Origin of the sequence: Hyphobacterium vulgare, from assembly GCF_042643335.1 — a bacterium.
GTDB lineage: Bacteria > Pseudomonadota > Alphaproteobacteria > Caulobacterales > Maricaulaceae > Hyphobacterium > Hyphobacterium vulgare.
In genome coordinates, this window is sequence record NZ_JBHRSV010000001.1 from 413272 (window position 1) to 429494 (window position 16223).

30 protein-coding genes are annotated in these 16223 nt (G+C 63.6%); all 30 read right to left on the reverse strand.

The genetic code is table 11. The annotated features are described in order from the left end of the window. On the reverse strand, window positions 1-489 hold the full coding sequence (locus ACFOOR_RS02120) for an ArsI/CadI family heavy metal resistance metalloenzyme (RefSeq protein WP_343163401.1): 489 nt from the start codon (window positions 487-489) through the stop codon (window positions 1-3). Then, window positions 486-815, reverse strand: coding sequence for an ArsR/SmtB family transcription factor (locus ACFOOR_RS02125; protein WP_343163400.1), 330 nt, complete (start codon window positions 813-815; stop codon window positions 486-488). Before ACFOOR_RS02125 ends, ACFOOR_RS02120 begins: the two co-directional genes overlap by 4 nt. Window positions 816-935: 120 nt before the next feature. Beyond that, window positions 936-1355, reverse strand: coding sequence for a 50S ribosomal protein L17 (gene rplQ, locus ACFOOR_RS02130; protein WP_343163399.1), 420 nt, complete (start codon window positions 1353-1355; stop codon window positions 936-938). A gap of 49 nt (window positions 1356-1404) precedes the next feature. Continuing rightward, the gene (locus ACFOOR_RS02135; protein ID WP_343163398.1) at window positions 1405-2424 is read right to left on the reverse strand and encodes a DNA-directed RNA polymerase subunit alpha; all 1020 of its coding nucleotides are present in this window, start codon (window positions 2422-2424) and stop codon (window positions 1405-1407) included. A gap of 100 nt (window positions 2425-2524) precedes the next feature. Beyond that, entirely contained in the window at window positions 2525-2914 is a 390-nt protein-coding gene (rpsK, locus tag ACFOOR_RS02140) for a 30S ribosomal protein S11 (protein WP_343163397.1), read from the reverse strand. A 15-nt stretch (window positions 2915-2929) separates the two neighbouring features. Beyond that, window positions 2930-3298: a 30S ribosomal protein S13 gene (gene rpsM, locus ACFOOR_RS02145; protein ID WP_343163396.1), complete on the reverse strand. Its 369-nt coding sequence runs from the start codon at window positions 3296-3298 to the stop codon at window positions 2930-2932. Window positions 3299-3447: 149 nt separating this feature from the next. Beyond that, on the reverse strand, window positions 3448-4014 hold the full coding sequence (locus ACFOOR_RS02150) for an adenylate kinase (RefSeq protein ID WP_343163395.1): 567 nt from the start codon (window positions 4012-4014) through the stop codon (window positions 3448-3450). Further along, the gene (gene secY, locus ACFOOR_RS02155; RefSeq protein ID WP_343163394.1) at window positions 4011-5372 is read right to left on the reverse strand and encodes a preprotein translocase subunit SecY; all 1362 of its coding nucleotides are present in this window, start codon (window positions 5370-5372) and stop codon (window positions 4011-4013) included. The genes ACFOOR_RS02150 and secY overlap by 4 nt, the downstream gene beginning before the upstream one ends. Window positions 5373-5418: 46 nt before the next feature. Beyond that, window positions 5419-5901, reverse strand: a complete 483-nt coding sequence (gene rplO, locus ACFOOR_RS02160; RefSeq protein WP_343163393.1) for a 50S ribosomal protein L15 — start codon at window positions 5899-5901, stop codon at window positions 5419-5421. A 39-nt stretch (window positions 5902-5940) separates the two neighbouring features. Further along, window positions 5941-6132, reverse strand: coding sequence for a 50S ribosomal protein L30 (gene rpmD / locus ACFOOR_RS02165; protein ID WP_343163392.1), 192 nt, complete (start codon window positions 6130-6132; stop codon window positions 5941-5943). A 4-nt stretch (window positions 6133-6136) separates the two neighbouring features. Next, window positions 6137-6730, reverse strand: coding sequence for a 30S ribosomal protein S5 (gene rpsE / locus ACFOOR_RS02170; protein WP_039717943.1), 594 nt, complete (start codon window positions 6728-6730; stop codon window positions 6137-6139). 10 nt (window positions 6731-6740) lie between these two features. Continuing rightward, window positions 6741-7094 (reverse strand): 50S ribosomal protein L18, encoded by a 354-nt coding sequence (gene rplR, locus ACFOOR_RS02175; RefSeq protein WP_039717942.1) that lies wholly within the window; start codon window positions 7092-7094, stop codon window positions 6741-6743. A gap of 8 nt (window positions 7095-7102) precedes the next feature. Beyond that, window positions 7103-7636, reverse strand: coding sequence for a 50S ribosomal protein L6 (gene rplF, locus ACFOOR_RS02180; RefSeq protein WP_343163391.1), 534 nt, complete (start codon window positions 7634-7636; stop codon window positions 7103-7105). A gap of 12 nt (window positions 7637-7648) precedes the next feature. Then, window positions 7649-8047, reverse strand: a complete 399-nt coding sequence (gene rpsH, locus ACFOOR_RS02185; RefSeq protein WP_343163390.1) for a 30S ribosomal protein S8 — start codon at window positions 8045-8047, stop codon at window positions 7649-7651. Window positions 8048-8064: 17 nt separating this feature from the next. Beyond that, window positions 8065-8370, reverse strand: a complete 306-nt coding sequence (gene rpsN / locus ACFOOR_RS02190) for a 30S ribosomal protein S14 (RefSeq protein WP_343163389.1) — start codon at window positions 8368-8370, stop codon at window positions 8065-8067. Between the two features lie 49 nt (window positions 8371-8419). Next, window positions 8420-8980 (reverse strand): 50S ribosomal protein L5, encoded by a 561-nt coding sequence (rplE, locus tag ACFOOR_RS02195; RefSeq protein WP_343163388.1) that lies wholly within the window; start codon window positions 8978-8980, stop codon window positions 8420-8422. Next, on the reverse strand, window positions 8973-9290 hold the full coding sequence (gene rplX, locus ACFOOR_RS02200) for a 50S ribosomal protein L24 (protein WP_343163387.1): 318 nt from the start codon (window positions 9288-9290) through the stop codon (window positions 8973-8975). The genes rplE and rplX overlap by 8 nt, the downstream gene beginning before the upstream one ends. A gap of 2 nt (window positions 9291-9292) precedes the next feature. Beyond that, entirely contained in the window at window positions 9293-9661 is a 369-nt protein-coding gene (gene rplN / locus ACFOOR_RS02205) for a 50S ribosomal protein L14 (RefSeq protein ID WP_039717936.1), read from the reverse strand. A gap of 37 nt (window positions 9662-9698) precedes the next feature. Further along, a complete protein-coding gene (gene rpsQ, locus ACFOOR_RS02210; protein ID WP_343163386.1) occupies window positions 9699-9935 on the reverse strand; it encodes a 30S ribosomal protein S17 in 237 nt (78 codons plus the stop codon). 3 nt (window positions 9936-9938) lie between these two features. Continuing rightward, window positions 9939-10145: a 50S ribosomal protein L29 gene (gene rpmC / locus ACFOOR_RS02215; protein WP_343163385.1), complete on the reverse strand. Its 207-nt coding sequence runs from the start codon at window positions 10143-10145 to the stop codon at window positions 9939-9941. Between the two features lie 12 nt (window positions 10146-10157). Further along, on the reverse strand, window positions 10158-10571 hold the full coding sequence (rplP, locus tag ACFOOR_RS02220) for a 50S ribosomal protein L16 (RefSeq protein ID WP_343163384.1): 414 nt from the start codon (window positions 10569-10571) through the stop codon (window positions 10158-10160). Window positions 10572-10586: 15 nt separating this feature from the next. Then, entirely contained in the window at window positions 10587-11291 is a 705-nt protein-coding gene (rpsC, locus tag ACFOOR_RS02225) for a 30S ribosomal protein S3 (RefSeq protein WP_343163383.1), read from the reverse strand. After that, entirely contained in the window at window positions 11291-11671 is a 381-nt protein-coding gene (gene rplV, locus ACFOOR_RS02230; RefSeq protein ID WP_343163382.1) for a 50S ribosomal protein L22, read from the reverse strand. Before rplV ends, rpsC begins: the two co-directional genes overlap by 1 nt. Before the next feature lie 4 nt (window positions 11672-11675). Next, the gene (gene rpsS, locus ACFOOR_RS02235; RefSeq protein WP_039717930.1) at window positions 11676-11951 is read right to left on the reverse strand and encodes a 30S ribosomal protein S19; all 276 of its coding nucleotides are present in this window, start codon (window positions 11949-11951) and stop codon (window positions 11676-11678) included. Window positions 11952-11962: 11 nt separating this feature from the next. After that, complete coding sequence (rplB, locus tag ACFOOR_RS02240; RefSeq protein WP_343163381.1) at window positions 11963-12799, reverse strand: 50S ribosomal protein L2; 837 nt, start codon at window positions 12797-12799, stop codon at window positions 11963-11965. Between the two features lie 4 nt (window positions 12800-12803). Then, window positions 12804-13112 (reverse strand): 50S ribosomal protein L23, encoded by a 309-nt coding sequence (locus ACFOOR_RS02245; RefSeq protein ID WP_039717928.1) that lies wholly within the window; start codon window positions 13110-13112, stop codon window positions 12804-12806. Beyond that, window positions 13112-13750 carry a 50S ribosomal protein L4 gene (gene rplD, locus ACFOOR_RS02250; protein WP_343163380.1) on the reverse strand — a complete coding sequence of 213 codons (639 nt, stop codon included), beginning with the start codon at window positions 13748-13750 and terminating at the stop codon, window positions 13112-13114. Before rplD ends, ACFOOR_RS02245 begins: the two co-directional genes overlap by 1 nt. After that, a complete protein-coding gene (rplC, locus tag ACFOOR_RS02255) occupies window positions 13747-14550 on the reverse strand; it encodes a 50S ribosomal protein L3 (protein ID WP_343163379.1) in 804 nt (267 codons plus the stop codon). Before rplC ends, rplD begins: the two co-directional genes overlap by 4 nt. Window positions 14551-14554: 4 nt before the next feature. Next, entirely contained in the window at window positions 14555-14866 is a 312-nt protein-coding gene (gene rpsJ / locus ACFOOR_RS02260; RefSeq protein ID WP_039717925.1) for a 30S ribosomal protein S10, read from the reverse strand. Window positions 14867-14949: 83 nt separating this feature from the next. Then, a complete protein-coding gene (gene tuf, locus ACFOOR_RS02265; RefSeq protein WP_380213662.1) occupies window positions 14950-16125 on the reverse strand; it encodes an elongation factor Tu in 1176 nt (391 codons plus the stop codon). Window positions 16126-16223 lie beyond the last annotated feature (98 nt).

Below are 16223 nucleotides of genomic sequence, written 5' to 3' on the forward strand. Positions count from 1 at the left end.
CTACCCGCAGCACGGCGCCGGCGGCGCGGTCTCGGTCTTTGCCGGACAGCAAACCCCCTGCGGCGCCTGGTCGTCCCGGATCGCCGCGGCCGCGTGGGCCACCTGGATGCGGTCGCCATAGACGGTCGACTCGCCGGTCGTCAGGAAGGCTTCCCACAGCACGCCGTCGGGGTCGGCGACCCAGCCCTTTTCGGACTTCGCATAGCAGCAGGTCGTCTTGCCTTCTTCGAGGAAGGGCTGTCCTGCCTGCCTGATGCGGCCATAGACTTCGGAAAGCTCGTCTTCGCTCTCGACCTGAAGCCCCACGTGCTCGATGCCCTTCGCGGTGCCTTCGTGAACGGAAATGGCGAAGTTGACCCGAGGATCATCGAGCATCCATTTCGCATAGTCGGCCTTCAGCACGGTCGGTGCCGTGCCGAACAGCCCGCTGTAGAAGGCGACACTGCGATCGAGGTCCGCGACCGACAGGTGCATGTGCATGCGCTTCATGGGCATTGTCCTTGATTGATTTCGGCTTCGGGGAGGCAGGCCTGTCCGCGGCAACAATCCTTCAGGAGGTAGCCGATCAGCCCCTCCATCGCTGACAGCCGGGCGCGGTAGATGACCGAGCGCCCTTCACGGCGGGAGTCCGCCAGCCCCGCATTCACCAGAATGGCAAGGTGGGTGGACATCGTGTTCTGCGGCACGGACAGATGGCGGGCGATCTCGCCAGCCGGCAGCCCCTCCGGCTCATGCTGGACGAGCGTGCGGAAGGCTTCCAGCCGGGTTTCCTGGGCCAGGGCGCCAAGCGCCTCGATCGCCTCTAATGTTTCCATACTTCTCGATATATCGATGTTAATGGAAAATGCAAGCCCGGAATCGAAAACGCCCTCCCCGGTTTCGGGAAGGGCGTTTCACGGCCGCGCGAACGCGGCAATGCGATTGGACGGCAGGGACTATTCGTCCGAAGCGCCCATTTCGGCCATGCGCGCGCGATCGGCGGCGCCGCGGGCTTCCGGGTCACGATCGACCAGTTCGATCACGGCCAGGGCAGCGTTGTCGCCATGGCGGAAACCGGCCTTCAGGACGCGGGTGTAGCCGCCATTGCGCTCGGCATAACGCGGGCCGAGCGTTTCGAACAGCTTGGCGACCTGGTTCACGTCACGGACCTTGGAAATGGCCTGGCGGCGCGCATGGAGGTCACCGCGCTTCGCGAGCGTGATGAGCTTGTCCATGATCGGCTTCAGTTCCTTGGCCTTCGGCAAGGTGGTGACGATCTGTTCGTGCTCGATCAGCGACGCGGCCATGTTGGCGAACATGGCGTGACGGTGAGACGTGGTGCGGCCGAGCTTGCGATGGGCGACGCCGTGACGCATGGCGAATACTCCTGATGGTCCGAATTACCGGGTCCTCGCGGACGCGGGATCAGACGTGTTCCTCAAAACGTTTGGCGAGCTCTTCGATGTTCTCCGGCGGCCAGTTCGGCGCTTCCATACCCAGGTGGAGACCCATCTGGGCGAGAACTTCCTTGATCTCGTTGAGCGACTTGCGGCCGAAATTCGGGGTGCGGAGCATTTCCGCCTCGGACTTCTGGATCAGGTCGCCGATATAGACGATGTTGTCGTTCTTCAGGCAGTTGGCCGAACGGACCGACAATTCCAGCTCGTCGACCTTCTTCAGCAGCGCCGGGTTGAAGTCCAGCTCCGGACGATCGTCCTCGGCGCTCCGCTTCTCGACGGCTTCCTCGAAGTTGATGAAGATCTGGAACTGGTCCTGAAGGATGCGCGCGGCATAGGCCACGGCGTCTTCCGGCTTGATCGTGCCGTTGGTTTCGACGTCCAGGATCAGCTTGTCATAGTCGAGCACCTGGCCTTCGCGGGTATTTTCCACGCGGTAGGCGACGCGCTTGACCGGGCTGTAGAGCGAGTCGACGGCGATCAGGCCGATCGGCGCGTCTTCCGGACGGTTGCGCTCGGCCGGGACATAGCCCTTGCCGGTATTGATTGTCAGCACGAAGCGGACTTCCGCGCCCTCGTCGAGCGTGCAGATCACGTGGTCCTTGTTGACCACTTCGATGTCGGCCGTCTCTTCGATGTCGCCGGCGGTCACTTCGCCCGGACCCGACTTGCGCAGAACGACGCGCTTGGGGCCTTCGCCATGCATGCGCAGGGCGACCTGCTTGATGTTCAGGACGATGTCCGTGACGTCTTCACGGACGCCCGGGATCGACGAGAATTCGTGCACCACACCGTCGATCTGGATCGCGGTCACGGCCGCGCCCTGAAGCGACGACAGCAGCACACGGCGCAGCGCGTTGCCGAGCGTCATGCCGAAACCGCGCTCCAGCGGTTCCGCGACGATCGTCGCGTTCCGTTCCGGGTTGTGGCCCGACTTCACTTCGGGCTTCATCGGACGGATCAGCTCTTGCCAATTCTTCTCGATCACGGGTCTTGCCTCTCTCTCGCGCGCGGTGACGGGCCCTGCCCGTTCGCGCGATGTAATCCGGTCGCCGACAGGCCGCGCCAGGCGCGGCCCCTCGGGGATACTAGACGCGGCGGCGCTTCGGCGGACGGCAGCCATTGTGCGGGATCGGCGTGACGTCGCGAATCGTCGTCAGCGTGAACCCGATGGACTGCAGCGCACGCAGCGCCGACTCGCGGCCCGAACCCGGACCGGACACGTTCACTTCCAGCGTCTTCATGCCGTGTTCCATCGCCTTGCGGCCCGCCTGCTCTGCGGCGATCTGCGCGGCGTACGGGGTCGACTTGCGCGAACCCTTGAAACCGTTGGCACCGGCGGACGACCAGGAAATCGTGTTTCCCTGCGCATCCGCGATGGTGATCATCGTGTTGTTGAAGCTGGCGTTCACATGCGCAACACCGGAAATGATGTTCTTCCGTTCGCGCTTGCGGACTTTTTGCGGTTCTTTAGCCATCTCAGCCCTTCACCCCTACTTCTTCTTGCCGGCGATCGGTTTCGCCGGACCTTTGCGGGTGCGCGCATTGGTGTGCGTGCGCTGGCCGCGCACTGGCAGACCGCGGCGATGACGCAGGCCCCGGTAGTTACCCAGGTCCATCAGCCGCTTGATGTTGACCGCGACATCACGGCGCAGATCGCCCTCGACCATGTAGTCACGGTCGATGGTTTCGCGGATCTGCAGCACTTCCGCGTCGGTCAGGTCGTTGACACGGCGGTCCGAGGCGATGCCGACCTTTTCACAGATCTCTTTCGCTTTGGCTGGACCAATGCCGTGGATATAGCGCAGGGCGATTTCCACGCGCTTGTTCGTCGGAATATTGACGCCGGCGATGCGGGCCACGATGCTCTCCTTACCTTGGTCGCGCCAATCACGGGTCAGGCCCTTGCCCGGTTCCCACTGGTGGGAGCCGGCCGCGTGCCGCCCGTTTCGCGAAGGGCGCTATCTATAGTCTCGACCCTCGTCCCGTCAACCGGGACGACAGTCAGTTTTCAACCTTTATCCAGCACGCGTGAAATGGCGGCTGCCACCTCGTCCATCGTGCCCATTCCATTGACCTCGCGCACAATCCCTTTTGCTTCGTAATAGGGGATGAGCGGTGCGGTCTGATTGTTGTAGACGGCGAGCCGCGTCCGGATCACCTCGGGGGTGTCGTCCGGGCGATTCTCCTGCTCGGCCCGGCGCACCACGCGCTGGACCAGCTCGTCCTCATCGACCGTCAGGCGGATGACCACATCCACCTTAGTGCCCCGGCTTTCCAGAAGCCGGTCGAGCGCTTCGGCCTGGGCGACCGTGCGCGGGAAACCGTCGAAGATGGCCCCGCCCGCAGCCTCGGCCTCGGGAAGGCGTTCCTCGATCAGCGCGATGACGATCTCGTCGGAAACGAGTTCGCCGCGATCCATGATGCCGGCAACCCGCTGGCCGAGTTCCGAACCTGAAGACTTGGCGGCGCGCAGCATGTCGCCGGTCGAGAGCTGGACCCAGCCCCGCTCCGCGACGATGCGCTTCGCCTGCGTGCCCTTGCCGCAGCCCGGAGGACCGAACAGGACCAGGTTCATCGACGGCGACCCCGCAGCTTGGTCTTCTTGATCAGGCCTTCATACTGGTGCGCCAGCAGGTGCGACTGGATCTGGCCAACCGTGTCGAGCGTCACCGACACCACAATCAGGATCGAGGTGCCGCCAAGGGCGAAGGTCACGGCCGACGCCGGGCCGCGAATGAATTCCGGCACCAGGCAGACGATGGTCAGATAGATCGCGCCGATCACCGTCAGTCGCGACAGCACGTAATCGAGATATTCCGCGGTGCGCTTGCCCGGACGGATGCCCGGCAGGAAACCGCCGTATTTGCGCAGATTGTCGGCCGTGTCTTCCGGATTGAAGACGATCGACGTGTAGAAGAAGGTGAAGAAGATGATCAGCGCGGCATAGAGAATGAGGAAGGCCGGCTGACCACGGCCGAGCACGGCCGCCGCCGTCTGCAGCCACTGGATATCGGTTTGCGATGCAAAGCTCGCGATCGTCGCCGGCAGCAGCAGCAGTGACGTCGCGAAGATCGCCGGAATGACGCCCGCCGTGTTGAGCTTCAGCGGCAGGAAGGAGGTTTCGCCCCCGACCATGCGCGTGCCCATCTGGCGCTTCGGGTACTGCACCAGGATCCGGCGCTGCGAACGTTCGATGAAGACCACGAAGATCACGGTTCCGATCATCAGCGCGAGGATCAGGAAGGCCGTGCCGGCTCCGATCGCGCCCTGCTCCGCCTGCTGGAGCAGGCCGAACAACGTCCCTGGCAGGATCGTGATGATGCCGGTGAAGATGATCAGCGACACGCCATTGCCGACGCCGCGCGCGGTGATCTGCTCGCCCATCCACAGAAGGAGCATGGTGCCGCCGACAAAGGTCGTCACCGTCGTGACCACGAAGAACAGACCCGGCTCCAGCGCGATCGTGGCACCGGTCGACGGATCCGGACGGATCATCGACAGCGCGATCGCCAGACCCTGCGCCATCGCCAGGAAGACGGTAAGATAGCGCGAATACTGGTTGATCTGCTTGCGGCCCGCCTCGCCGCCTTCCTTCTTCAGCTTCTCCAGCGACGGGATCGTCGCCGCCATCAGCTGCATGATGATCGACGCGGAGATGTAGGGCATCACGTTGAGCGCAAAGATCGCCATGCGCTCCACGGCACCGCCCGCGAAGATGTTCACCATCCCGAGGATGCCGTCATTACCCCCGAGCTGGTTCTGGAAGACGGACGCGTACTGAACCGGATCGATACCCGGAACCGGGATGTACGTGCCGATCCGGTAGGCGACCAGGATACCCAGAGTGAACAGGATACGCTTCTGCAGCTCCTTCGCCTTGGCGAAGGATCCGAGATTGATGTTCTGCGCAAGCTGTTCAGCAGCGGATGCCATGATGTCCCCTCAGGAAGCGGCTTCGACCCAGTTACCCGGCCTTGGCCTACTCCGCGGCCTCGGTCCGAGCCGGCTTGTTGATCGTCACCGATCCGCCAGCCTTCTCGACCGCTTCGACCGCCGCCTTGGAGGCGCCCGACACGGTGATCTGGACTTTGGTCTTCAGCTCGCCTTTCGCAAGGAGGCGCAGCCCGTCATGTGCACGGCGCAGCACGCCGGCCTCGACCAGCGACGCCGCGTCGATCGCCTTCTTGGCATCGATCTTCTTGGCGTCGATCGCCTTCTGGAGACGACCGAGATTGATCTCGGCGAACTTCAGACGGTTCGGCTGGTTGAAGCCGCGCTTCGGCAGGCGCATGTGGAGCGGCATCTGACCACCCTCGAAACCCTTGATCGCGACGCCGGAACGGGCCTTCTGACCCTTCACGCCGCGGCCACCGGTCTTGCCCTTGCCCGAACCGATACCGCGTCCGACGCGCATCCGGTTCTTCGTGGCGCCTTCGTTGTCGCGCAAATCATTGAGACGCATATCGTTTTCCTCCAAAGGAAGCGGACCCGAAACCGGGTCCTATCCTTCGATCACTGTCACCATGTGGGCCACCTTGGCGATCATGCCGCGGATGGCCGGTGTGTCTTCGAGTTCTTTTTCCTTGCCGATGCGGCCGAGGCCGAGACCGGTGAGGATCCTCCGCTGGACGTCGGGGCGGCGGGTGGCGCTGCCCGTCTGACGCACACGGATCGTGGTTTTCTTCGCGGCCATGGTCCTACTGAGCCTCGATCGCTTCCGGCGCCGAAGCACCGTCATTGCGGCGGGCGACGATGTCGCCGACCTTCAGGCCGCGCTTGGCGGCAACCGAACGCGGGCTGCGCTGACGCTTCAGGGCGTCGAACGTGGCCCGGATCATGTTGTAGGGGTTCGACGTGCCGGTCGACTTCGCCACGACGTCCTGGACGCCGAGCGTTTCGAGCACGGCGCGCATCGGACCGCCGGCGATCACGCCCGTGCCCGGAGGGGCAGCGCGCAGGATCACCTTGCCGGCACCGTGATGGCCCGGCGTGTCCTGGTGCAGGGTACGGCCCTCACGCAGCGGCACGCGGATCATCGACTTCTTCGCTTCGTCCGTCGCCTTGCGGATCGCTTCCGGCACTTCGCGGGCCTTGCCCTGACCGAAGCCGACGCGGCCCTTCTGGTCACCGACGATGACGAGCGCGGCGAACTGGAAGTTCCGGCCACCCTTCACGGTCTTGGCGACGCGGTTGATGTGGACGAGCTTGTCGACGAGTTCGTCGGCCTGCTCCTCGCGATCCCGGCCGCGATTGCGGCCGCCACGGCCGCGGTTTTCTTCATTGCGTGCCATTGGTCGCTCCCTAGAAATTCAGACCGCCCTCGCGAGCGGCATCGGCGAGCGCCTTGACGCGCCCGTGAAAGATGTAGCCGCCGCGATCGAAGACGACGTCCTTGACGCCGGCTTTCACCGCACGTTCGGCCAGACGCTTGCCGACTTCCGACGCACCGTCGATCGTCGCGCCCTTGGCGGAATTGTCCTTCTCCACGGTGGAGGCAGACGCCAGCGTCTTGCCGTCCAGATCGTCGATGATCTGGGCGTAGATGTGTTTCGAGGAACGGAAGACCGACAGACGCGGGCGACCGTTCGCGACCTTGCGAAGACGCGAGCGATTGCGTTGCTCGCGGCGCAGGTGCTGGTGGTGAGTGCTCTTCATGGCCCGGCCTACTTCTTCTTGCCTTCCTTGCGGCGGATGTATTCGCCCTGGTAACGCACGCCTTTGCCCTTGTAGGGCTCCGGCGAACGGTACCGGCGGATTTCCGCGGCAACCTGACCGACTTGCTGCTTGTCGGCCCCGGTGATCGTGATTTCGGTCGGCTTCGGCGTCGCGATCTGGATACCTTGCGGCGTCTTGTAGATCACGTCGTGGCTGAAACCGAGCGACAGCTTCAAATCATTGCCCTGCATGGCGGCGCGATAACCCACGCCTTCCAGTTCGAGCGTGCGGGTGAAGCCGACCGTCACTCCCTGAACGATGTTGGCGACGAGCGCACGGCTCATGCCCCACATCGCGCGGGAGCGCTTGGAGTCGTCCTTCGGCTTGATCGAGATGCCGTCATCGCCCTTGGAGGCAGAAACGTCCTCGACCAGCGTCAGACCCAGCGTGCCCTTCGGCCCCTTCACGGACAGGTCCCGCCCGTTCAGATTGACCTCGACGCCCGACGGGATGGCAACCGGCAGTTTTCCGATACGCGACATTTCCGGCTCCCGTTAGCTGATGTGGCAGAGGATCTCGCCACCGACATTGTGTTCGCGCGCGGTCGCGTCACTCATCACGCCCTTGGGCGTCGAGACGATCGCGATGCCGAGCCCGTTCGCAACCAGCGGCAGGTCCTTCACCTTGGAATACACACGGCGGCCCGGCTTGGAGACGCGGCGGATTTCGCCGATCACGGACTCACCTTCGAAATACTTCAGCTCGATCTCGAACTCGCGCTTGCCGTCGGCATGTTCCACGGCAGCATAGCCGCGGATATAGCCTTCCGACTTCAGCACATCGAGCACGCGGCGGCGCAATTCCGACGCCGGCGTGGCGACCGTCCGCTTGTTGCGCATCAGCGCATTGCGGATACGGGTCAGCATATCGCCGAGAGGATCGTTCATCGACATGGCTCAATCTCTCCCGGTTACCAGCTCGACTTGACCATGCCGGGAATCATCCCGCTATTGGCCAGTTCGCGCAGCGCGATACGCGACATCTTCAGCTTGCGATAGAACGCACGCGGACGACCCGTCACTTCGCAACGATTCCGGACCCGGTTCGGGGCGGAGTTGCGAGGCAGATCTGCCAGCTTCAGCTGGGCCGCAAAGCGTTCCTCGACCGGCCGGTCGGTATCACGCGCAATCGCCTTCAGTTCGGCACGTTTCGCCGCGTAACGCTTGGCGAGAGCCTGGCGCTTGCGGTTACGTTCGATGGCACTTGTCTTCGCCATTTAATTCCTCCTGCGCGCGGGCCCACCGCGGACCCGCCCACCTGTTGCGTTAGCTCGAAAACGGGAAATCGAGCTCGGCCAACAGGGCCTTCGCTTCTTCGTCCGTCTTCGCGGTCGTACAGACCACGATATCCATCCCGCGGACCTTCTCGACCTTGTCGTAGTCGATCTCCGGGAAAACGATGTGTTCCTTCAGGCCCATGGCGAAGTTGCCACGGCCATCGAAGCTCTTTGCATTCAGGCCGCGGAAGTCGCGAACGCGCGGCAGCGCGATCGTGACCAGGCGATCCATGAATTCCCACATGCGGTCCTGCCGCAGCGTGACCTTGACGCCGATCGCCATGTCTTCACGCAGCTTGAAGCCGGCGATGGACGTACGGGCGATCGTCTTGATCGGCTTCTGACCCGCGATGCGCTGAAGGTCTTCAAACGCACCCTGGATCTTCTTGGAATCCTGCGTGGCCTCGCCGACACCCATATTGATGACGATCTTGGTCACCCGCGGAACTTCCATCGGGTTCTTGTAGCCGAACTTCTCTTTCATCTGCTCGACGATCTGCGCGTTGTAACGTTCGCGCAGTCGCGGCGTGTATTCCTTGACGTCAGCCATCGATGACCTCACCGGACTTCCGGGCCACCCGCACCTTCTTGCCGTCCTTCAGCGTCGTGAAACCGACGCGCGTGGGCTCGCCCGACTTGGGGTCGGTCAGCGCCACATTGGAGACGTGGATGGGGGATTCCTTCGTTTCGATGCCACCCGCCGACTGCTGGGTCGGACGATTGTGGCGCTTCACCATATTGACCCCGGAGACGAGGACGCGGTTTTCCGCAGTCATCACCTTCAGGACCTCACCGGACTTGCCCTTGTCGCGGCCGGTGAGAATGACGACCTTGTCGCCCTTCTTGATCTTCGCAGCCATGACTACAGAACCTCCGGAGCCAGCGAGACGATCTTCATGTGCTTCTTGGCACGCAGTTCGCGGGGAACCGGGCCGAAGATGCGCGTGCCGACCGGCTCGCCATTGTTGTTGATCAGGACCGCCGCATTCGAATCGAAGCGGATGACCGAACCGTCCTTGCGCTTGATGTCCTTGCGGACGCGCACGACGATGGCCTTGCGGACCTCGCCCTTCTTCACGCGACCCCGGGGGATCGCTTCCTTGACGGACACGACAATCGTGTCGCCGACGTGGGCATAACGGCGCTTGGCACCGCCAAGCACTTTGATGCATTGCACGCGGCGGGCGCCGGAATTGTCGGCCACGTCCAGATTGGACTGCATCTGGATCATTGTGTTTCTCCCTTACGGAGCGTCGTCACGAATGCCCTCAGGCTTCCGCGGCGACGACCTCCCACCGCTTGAGCTTCGACTTCGGGGGGCATTCCTGGATCTGGACCCGGTCGCCCACCTTGAACGTGTTTTTCTCGTCGTGCGCGTGATAGCGCTTGGACCGGCGCACCGTCTTGCGAAGAAGCGGGTGCAGGTAGGTCCGCTCGATACGGACCACCACGGTCTTGTCGCCCTTGTCGCTGACCACGACGCCTTGCAGAATTCGCTTCGGCATCGCCTAGCTCCCTTTCTTCGCTTGCGCCGTGCGCGCGGTCTGGGCCGTCTTGATGCGCGCGATCGTGCGGCGCACCTGACGGATCCGCGCCGTGTTTTCCAACTGGCCCGAGGCCCCCTGGAAGCGCAGGTTGAACTGTTCCTTCTTCAGCTTCAGGAGTTCGTCCTTCAGCTGATCGTCCGTCATTCCGCGGATATCGGCGGTATTCATCGAACTCACTCCTTACTCGCCGATCCGGGAGACGATCTTGGTCTTGACCGGCAACTTGGCGGCGCCGAGCGTCAGCGCTTCGCGCGCAACGCTGTCCGGCACACCATCGATCTCGAACATGATCCGGCCCGGCTTGACCCTGGCCACCCAGAATTCGGGCGAGCCCTTGCCCTTACCCATCCGGACTTCGGTCGGCTTCTTGGAAACCGGCACGTCCGGGAAAATACGGATCCACACCCGGCCGGCCCGCTTCATGTGGCGGGTCACGGCGCGGCGGGCCGCTTCGATCTGACGGGCGGTGACGCGTTCGGGTTCCATGGCCTTGAGGCCGTAGGAGCCGAAGTTCAGCGAAAAGCCACCCTTGGCCAGTCCGTGGATCCGGCCCTTGTGCTGCTTGCGGAACTTTGTGCGCTTCGGCTGCAACATAACGTGTCTTGTCCCTTACGCGGCGCGGCTGCCCGAACGGGCACGCTGCTCGCCGGATTCCTGCAGGCGGCGTTCCTGGGCCATCGGGTCGTGGTCGAGGATCTCGCCTTTGTAGATCCACACCTTGATGCCGATGATGCCCATCGCCGTTTCGGCTTCGGCCGTTCCGTAATCAATGTCGGCGCGCAACGTGTGCAGCGGCACCGAACCTTCGCTGTACTGCTCGGTCCGCGCGATCTCGGCGCCGCCCAGACGGCCGGCGCAGATGATCTTGCAGCCCTTCGCGCCCATGCGCATCGCGGTCTGCATCGAACGCTTCATCGCGCGGCGGAAAGCCACCCGGCGCTCAAGCTGCTGCGCGATCGACTCGGCGACCAGGTTGGCGTCGATTTCCGGCTTGCGGACCTCGACGAGGTTCAGGAACACCTCACCACCAACGATCTTCTGGAGCTCCTTGCGAAGCACCTCGATATCGGCGCCCTTCTTGCCGATCACGACGCCCGGACGGGCGGTGTGAACGGTCACCGTGCACTTCTTGTGCGGGCGCTCGATGATGATCTTCGAGACCGAGGCGTTCTTCAGGCGGGCCTTCAGGTGCTTGCGGATCTTGAGATCCTCATGCAGCAGTTGGGCGTACTCGCCCGTATTCGCATACCAGCGCGAATCCCAGGTGCGGTTGATGCCGAGCCGAAGCCCGATCGGATTAACCTTCTGACCCATCAGGCGGCCTCCTCGACTTCGCGAACCACGATGGTGAGTTCGGAGAACGGCTTCATGATCTTGGCGGCGCGGCCACGGGCGCGGGCGCGCCAGCGCTTCATCACCAGATTCTTGCCGACATAGGCCTCGGCAACGACCAGCGAGTCGATGTCGAGGTTGTGGTTGTTCTCCGCGTTCGCGATCGCGGACTGCAGAACCTTGCGGACATCGCCGGCGATGCGCTTGCGCGAGAATTCGAGCTCGGCCAGCGCCTTCTCGACCTTCTTGCCGCGGATCATGGCGGCGACCAGGTTCAGCTTTTGCGGGCTGATCCGGATCATCGTCAGCTTGGCACGCGCCTCGGTGTCGGCGACGCGGCGGGGATTGGCGGTCTTGCCCATCTCGCTACCTCTTCGACTTCTTGTCGGCCGCGTGACCGTAATAGGTCCGCGTCGGCGCGAATTCGCCGAGCTTGTGACCGACCATTTCTTCGGACACCAGCACGGGGATGAACTTGTTGCCGTTGTGGACCTGGAAGGTCAGCCCCACGAATTGCGGCATGATTGTCGAGCGGCGCGACCAGGTCTTGATCGGCTTCTTGCGGCCTTCGGCGTGTGACGCCTCGGCCTTCTTCAGGAGGTATCCGTCGACAAACGGACCTTTCCAGACTGAACGCGGCATGTTCGCGCTCCCTACCGTTTCTTCCGCTCGTGACGCGAGCGGATGATGAATTTATCGGTCGCCTTGTTGCGGCGGGTCTTGCGGCCCTTGGTGGGCTTGCCCCACGGCGTGACCGGGTGGCGGCCACCCGAGGTGCGGCCTTCGCCGCCGCCGTGCGGGTGGTCGATCGGGTTCATCACCACGCCGCGAACCGAAGGACGGCGGCCGAGGTGACGATTACGTCCGGCCTTGCCGAGATTCTGGTTCATGTGGTCCGGGTTGGACACCGCACCGACCGTGGCAAAGCAGTTTTCCGGGATTGCACGAAGCTCACCCGACATGAGGCGGACCTGGGCGACACCGGCATCGCGGCCGACCAGCTGGGCATAGGAGCCCGCCGAACGCGCGATCTGGCCACCCTTCTCCGGCTTCATCTCCACATTGTGGATGATGGTGCCGACCGGCATCGACTTCAGCATCATGGCATTGCCCGGCTTCACGTCGACGCGGACACCCGCGATGACTTCGTCGCCGACGGCCAGACGCTGCGGAGCCAGAATGTAGCTCTTCTCGCCGTCCGCATACTCGATGAGCGCGATGAAGGCGGTGCGGTTCGGATCGTACTCGAGGCGCACGACCGTCGCCGCGACATCGAGCTTGCGGCGCTTGAAGTCGATGATGCGATACGACTTCTTGGCACCGCCACCCATGCGGCGGGACGTGATGCGGCCCTTGTTGTTCCGGCCACCGGTCTTGTTCAGACCTTCGGTCAGGCTCTTTTCCGGCGCGCCCTTGTGCAGGCCCGCCCGGTCGACCAGCACCAGGGCGCGGCGGCCCGGCGAAGTCGGTTTGAATGTCTTGAGCGCCATGGTCTTACAGCCCCGTGGTCACATCGATGGAGTCACCCTCGGCGAGGGTGATCACCGCTTTCTTCTCGTCGCTCCGGCGGCCCTTGATGCCGCGGAAGCGCTTCGTCTTGCCCTTGGTCACGAGCGTGTTGACCGCCGTCACCTTGACATTGAACAGCGCCTCGACCGCGTCCTTGATCTCGGTCTTGGTAGCCGAGAGCGGAACGTGGAAGACCACCTTCCCGTCTTCCGACAGGAGGGTCGACTTCTCGGTGATCACGGGCGCCAGGATGGCGTCATAGTGCTTCGCCGACGCTTTCGTCTTCGTCGCCATTACGCGGCCTCCCCTGCGCCGAGACGCGCATGGATCTTCTCGACCGCGGCCTTGGTCAGGACCAGCTGGTCGTGCTTCAGGACGTCGTAGACGTTCAGGCCCTGGGCGGGCAGCACGTCAACGTTCGGGACATTGCGGGTCGCGAGCGAGAAATTCGCGTCGACCGCATCACCGTCGATGATCAGCGCATTGGTCAGACCGAGCTTGGCAAGCGCCTCGCGGACGGCTTTCGTCTTGGCTTCCTTCATCGCCGCATCTTCGATCACGAAGAGCGTCTTCGAACCGGCCTTCGACGACAGGGCGTGCTTCAGGGCCAGCGCGCGAACCTTCTTGGGAAGGTCGTGGGCGTGGCTGCGCACGCGCGGGCCGTGAGCCTTGCCGCCACCGACGAAGATCGGGGCGGAACGCGCACCGTGGCGTGCACCGCCGCCACCCTTCTGACGGCCGTACTTCTTCTTGGTGATGTTGACCTCACCACGCTCCTTGGCCTTGTGCGTGCCCTGCTGGCGGCGCGCAAGCTGCCAGCGGACGACGCGCTGAAGGAGGTCGGCCCGGACGTCGGCGATCCCGAAGATCGCGTCGTCCAGCTCGACATCACCAGCCGCCTTGGCCGCGAGCGTCTTCACTTCGACCTTCATGACTTCGATTCCTCTTCACCGGCATCGGCCTGGACCTCGGCAGCCACCTCCTCGGCCGGAGCTGCGGCTTCCGCCGGGGCTTCGGTTTCCGGAGCGGCTTCCTGAGCCGGCGCATTCTTCTCGTCGAGCGTGCGGAACTTGCCCGGAAGCGGCAGATCGTCCGCCTTCACGCCCTTGACCGCGTCGCGGACTTCAACCCAGCCGCCATTCGGGCCCGGGACCGCACCGCGAACCAGGATCACGCCGCGCTCGACATCGACACGCACGATTTCCAGGTTCTGCGTGGTCACGCGTTCGACACCGTAGTGACCGGCCATCTTCTTGCCCTTGAACACCTTGCCGGGGTCCTGGCACTGACCGATGGAGCCGTGCGAACGGTGCGAAACCGACACGCCGTGCGACGCCCGCAGACCGCCGAAATTCCAGCGCCGCATGGCGCCAGTGAACCCGCGGCCGATCGACTTGGCAGCGACGTCCACCTTCTGGCCCGGGACAAAATGGTCGGCGGTCAGCTCGGCGCCGGCCGGGATCAGATTGTCTTCCGAGACGCGGAACTCGATCAGCTTCTTGCGCGGCGCAACCTGCGCCTTCGCGAAGTGACCGCGCATCGCCTTCGAGGTGCGCTTTGCCTTGGCCGTGCCGGCGCCCAGCTGCAGCGCGACATAGCCGTCACGATCCTGCGTACGCTGCGCGACGACCTGACAGCCGTCCATGTGGAGCACGGTCACCGGAATGTGTGCGCCGTCTTCGGCGAACACGCGGGTCATGCCCATCTTCTTTGCAATAATGCCAGTGCGCATGGCTCTACGCTCCCAGCTTGATCTCGACGTCCACACCGGCGGACAGGTCGAGCTTCATCAGCGCGTCCACCGTCTGCGGCGTGGGGTCAACGATATCCAGCATCCGCTTGTGCGTGCGGATCTCGAACTGCTCTCGCGACTTCTTGTCGACGTGCGGCGAGCGGTTCACGGTGAAACGCTCGATGCGCGTCGGCAGCGGAATCGGGCCGCGCACGGTCGCACCGGTACGCTTCGCCGTTGAAACGATCTCGCGCGTCGAGTTGTCGAGGACGCGATGATCAAATGCCTTCAGGCGGATGCGAATGCTCTGTTCCATAGTCCGATCCCGGTCTTTCCTCAGATGCGAAAGGGCGGCGCCAATTTAAGGCCGGCGCCGCCCCCTCGCCTGTACGTGTCCGCCTAGTCGATGATTTTCGCGACGACGCCGGCGCCGACGGTACGGCCGCCCTCACGGATGGCGAAGCGCAGGCCCTGGTCCATGGCGATCGGAGTGATCAGCTCGACATGGATTTCGACATTGTCGCCCGGCATCACCATCTCGGTGCCCTCTTTCAGCGACACCACACCCGTCACGTCCGTCGTGCGGAAGTAGAATTGCGGGCGGTAGTTGGTGAAGAACGGCGTGTGACGGCCACCCTCTTCCTTCGTCAGGATGTAGGCTTCCGCCTCGAACTTCGCGTGCGGCTTGATCGAGCCCGGCTTGGCCAGAACCTGGCCGCGCTCCACGCCCGCACGGTCGATGCCGCGCAGAAGAACGCCGACATTGTCCCCCGCCTGGCCCTGGTCGAGCAGCTTGCGGAACATTTCAACGCCCGTGCACGTCGTCTTCACCGTGTCGCGGATGCCGATGATCTCGATTTCCTCGCCAACCTTCACAATGCCGCGCTCGATCCGGCCCGTCACGACCGTGCCCCGGCCCGAGATCGAGAACACGTCCTCGATCGGCATCAGGAACGGAAGGTCAACCGGACGCTCCGGCGTCGGAATGTAGGCGTCAACCGCCGCCATCAATTCCTTGATCTTCTCTTCGCCGATCTCCGGATTGTTGCCTTCCAGAGCCGCCAGGGCCGAACCCGCGATGATCGGAATGTCGTCGCCCGGGAAGTCGTAGGACGACAGAAGCTCGCGCACTTCCATCTCAACCAGTTCCAGAAGCTCGGGATCGTCCACCTGGTCGACCTTGTTCAGGAACACAACCAGAGCCGGAACACCGACCTGACGCGCCAGAAGAATGTGCTCGCGCGTCTGCGGCATCGGGCCGTCAGCCGCCGAAACCACCAGGATCCCGCCGTCCATCTGCGCCGCGCCCGTGATCATGTTCTTCACATAGTCCGCGTGACCCGGGCAATCGACGTGCGCGTAGTGACGACCGTCCGTCTCATACTCCACGTGAGCCGTCGAGATCGTGATCCCGCGCGCCTTCTCTTCCGGCGCCGCGTCAATCTGGTCGTACGCGCGGAAATCGCCGAAATACTTCGTGATCGCAGCCGTCAGCGTCGTCTTGCCATGGTCAACGTGACCAATCGTGCCGATATTCGCGTGCGGCTTCGTCCGCTGAAACTTCTCCTTGCCCATCGTGCAATGTCCTCATCGTAAGGCAATAACGGGAGGACGCGGGGATGCGTCCGGATTTTGATGGCGCGGGATAGCCTCCGCTCGCCCGTATGGCAAGC

Excerpts from the sequence above, each read along its gene's own strand:
- rplV (WP_343163382.1), bottom strand. The coding sequence starts at position 11,671 with ATGGGCAAGACCGCCAATCCCCGCCGCGTCGCCGACACCGAGGCGCGT.
- rpsE (WP_039717943.1), bottom strand. The coding sequence starts at position 6,730 with ATGGCACGCAATGAAGAAAACCGCGGCCGTGGCGGCCGCAATCGCGGC.
- rplN (WP_039717936.1), bottom strand. The coding sequence starts at position 9,661 with ATGATCCAGATGCAGTCCAATCTGGACGTGGCCGACAATTCCGGCGCC.
- rpmC (WP_343163385.1), bottom strand. The coding sequence starts at position 10,145 with ATGAATACCGCCGATATCCGCGGAATGACGGACGATCAGCTGAAGGAC.
- rplD (WP_343163380.1), bottom strand. The coding sequence starts at position 13,750 with ATGAAGGTCGAAGTGAAGACGCTCGCGGCCAAGGCGGCTGGTGATGTC.
- ACFOOR_RS02125 (WP_343163400.1), bottom strand. The coding sequence starts at position 815 with ATGGAAACATTAGAGGCGATCGAGGCGCTTGGCGCCCTGGCCCAGGAA.
- rpmD (WP_343163392.1), bottom strand. The coding sequence starts at position 6,132 with ATGGCCGCGAAGAAAACCACGATCCGTGTGCGTCAGACGGGCAGCGCC.
- rplC (WP_343163379.1), bottom strand. The coding sequence starts at position 14,550 with ATGCGCACTGGCATTATTGCAAAGAAGATGGGCATGACCCGCGTGTTC.
- rplE (WP_343163388.1), bottom strand. The coding sequence starts at position 8,980 with ATGGCTGACGTCAAGGAATACACGCCGCGACTGCGCGAACGTTACAAC.
- ACFOOR_RS02245 (WP_039717928.1), bottom strand. The coding sequence starts at position 13,112 with ATGGCGACGAAGACGAAAGCGTCGGCGAAGCACTATGACGCCATCCTG.
- rpsS (WP_039717930.1), bottom strand. The coding sequence starts at position 11,951 with ATGCCGCGTTCAGTCTGGAAAGGTCCGTTTGTCGACGGATACCTCCTG.
- rpsC (WP_343163383.1), bottom strand. The coding sequence starts at position 11,291 with ATGGGTCAGAAGGTTAATCCGATCGGGCTTCGGCTCGGCATCAACCGC.
- rpsN (WP_343163389.1), bottom strand. The coding sequence starts at position 8,370 with ATGGCGAAGACAAGTGCCATCGAACGTAACCGCAAGCGCCAGGCTCTC.
- rplO (WP_343163393.1), bottom strand. The coding sequence starts at position 5,901 with ATGCGTCTCAATGATTTGCGCGACAACGAAGGCGCCACGAAGAACCGG.
- rplX (WP_343163387.1), bottom strand. The coding sequence starts at position 9,290 with ATGGCTGCGAAGATCAAGAAGGGCGACAAGGTCGTCATTCTCACCGGC.
- rpsQ (WP_343163386.1), bottom strand. The coding sequence starts at position 9,935 with ATGCCGAAGCGAATTCTGCAAGGCGTCGTGGTCAGCGACAAGGGCGAC.
- rplP (WP_343163384.1), bottom strand. The coding sequence starts at position 10,571 with ATGTTGCAGCCGAAGCGCACAAAGTTCCGCAAGCAGCACAAGGGCCGG.
- rplF (WP_343163391.1), bottom strand. The coding sequence starts at position 7,636 with ATGTCGCGTATCGGAAAACTGCCGGTTGCCATCCCGTCGGGCGTCGAG.
- ACFOOR_RS02120 (WP_343163401.1), bottom strand. The coding sequence starts at position 489 with ATGAAGCGCATGCACATGCACCTGTCGGTCGCGGACCTCGATCGCAGT.
- rpsH (WP_343163390.1), bottom strand. The coding sequence starts at position 8,047 with ATGTCGATGAACGATCCTCTCGGCGATATGCTGACCCGTATCCGCAAT.
- ACFOOR_RS02150 (WP_343163395.1), bottom strand. The coding sequence starts at position 4,014 with ATGAACCTGGTCCTGTTCGGTCCTCCGGGCTGCGGCAAGGGCACGCAG.
- rplB (WP_343163381.1), bottom strand. The coding sequence starts at position 12,799 with ATGGCGCTCAAGACATTCAAACCGACTTCGCCGGGCCGCCGCGCCCTG.
- rplR (WP_039717942.1), bottom strand. The coding sequence starts at position 7,094 with ATGAAGAGCACTCACCACCAGCACCTGCGCCGCGAGCAACGCAATCGC.
- rplQ (WP_343163399.1), bottom strand. The coding sequence starts at position 1,355 with ATGCGTCACGGCGTCGCCCATCGCAAGCTCGGCCGCACCACGTCTCAC.
- secY (WP_343163394.1), bottom strand. The coding sequence starts at position 5,372 with ATGGCATCCGCTGCTGAACAGCTTGCGCAGAACATCAATCTCGGATCC.
- tuf (WP_380213662.1), bottom strand. The coding sequence starts at position 16,125 with ATGGGCAAGGAGAAGTTTCAGCGGACGAAGCCGCACGCGAATATCGGC.
- rpsK (WP_343163397.1), bottom strand. The coding sequence starts at position 2,914 with ATGGCTAAAGAACCGCAAAAAGTCCGCAAGCGCGAACGGAAGAACATC.
- rpsJ (WP_039717925.1), bottom strand. The coding sequence starts at position 14,866 with ATGGAACAGAGCATTCGCATCCGCCTGAAGGCATTTGATCATCGCGTC.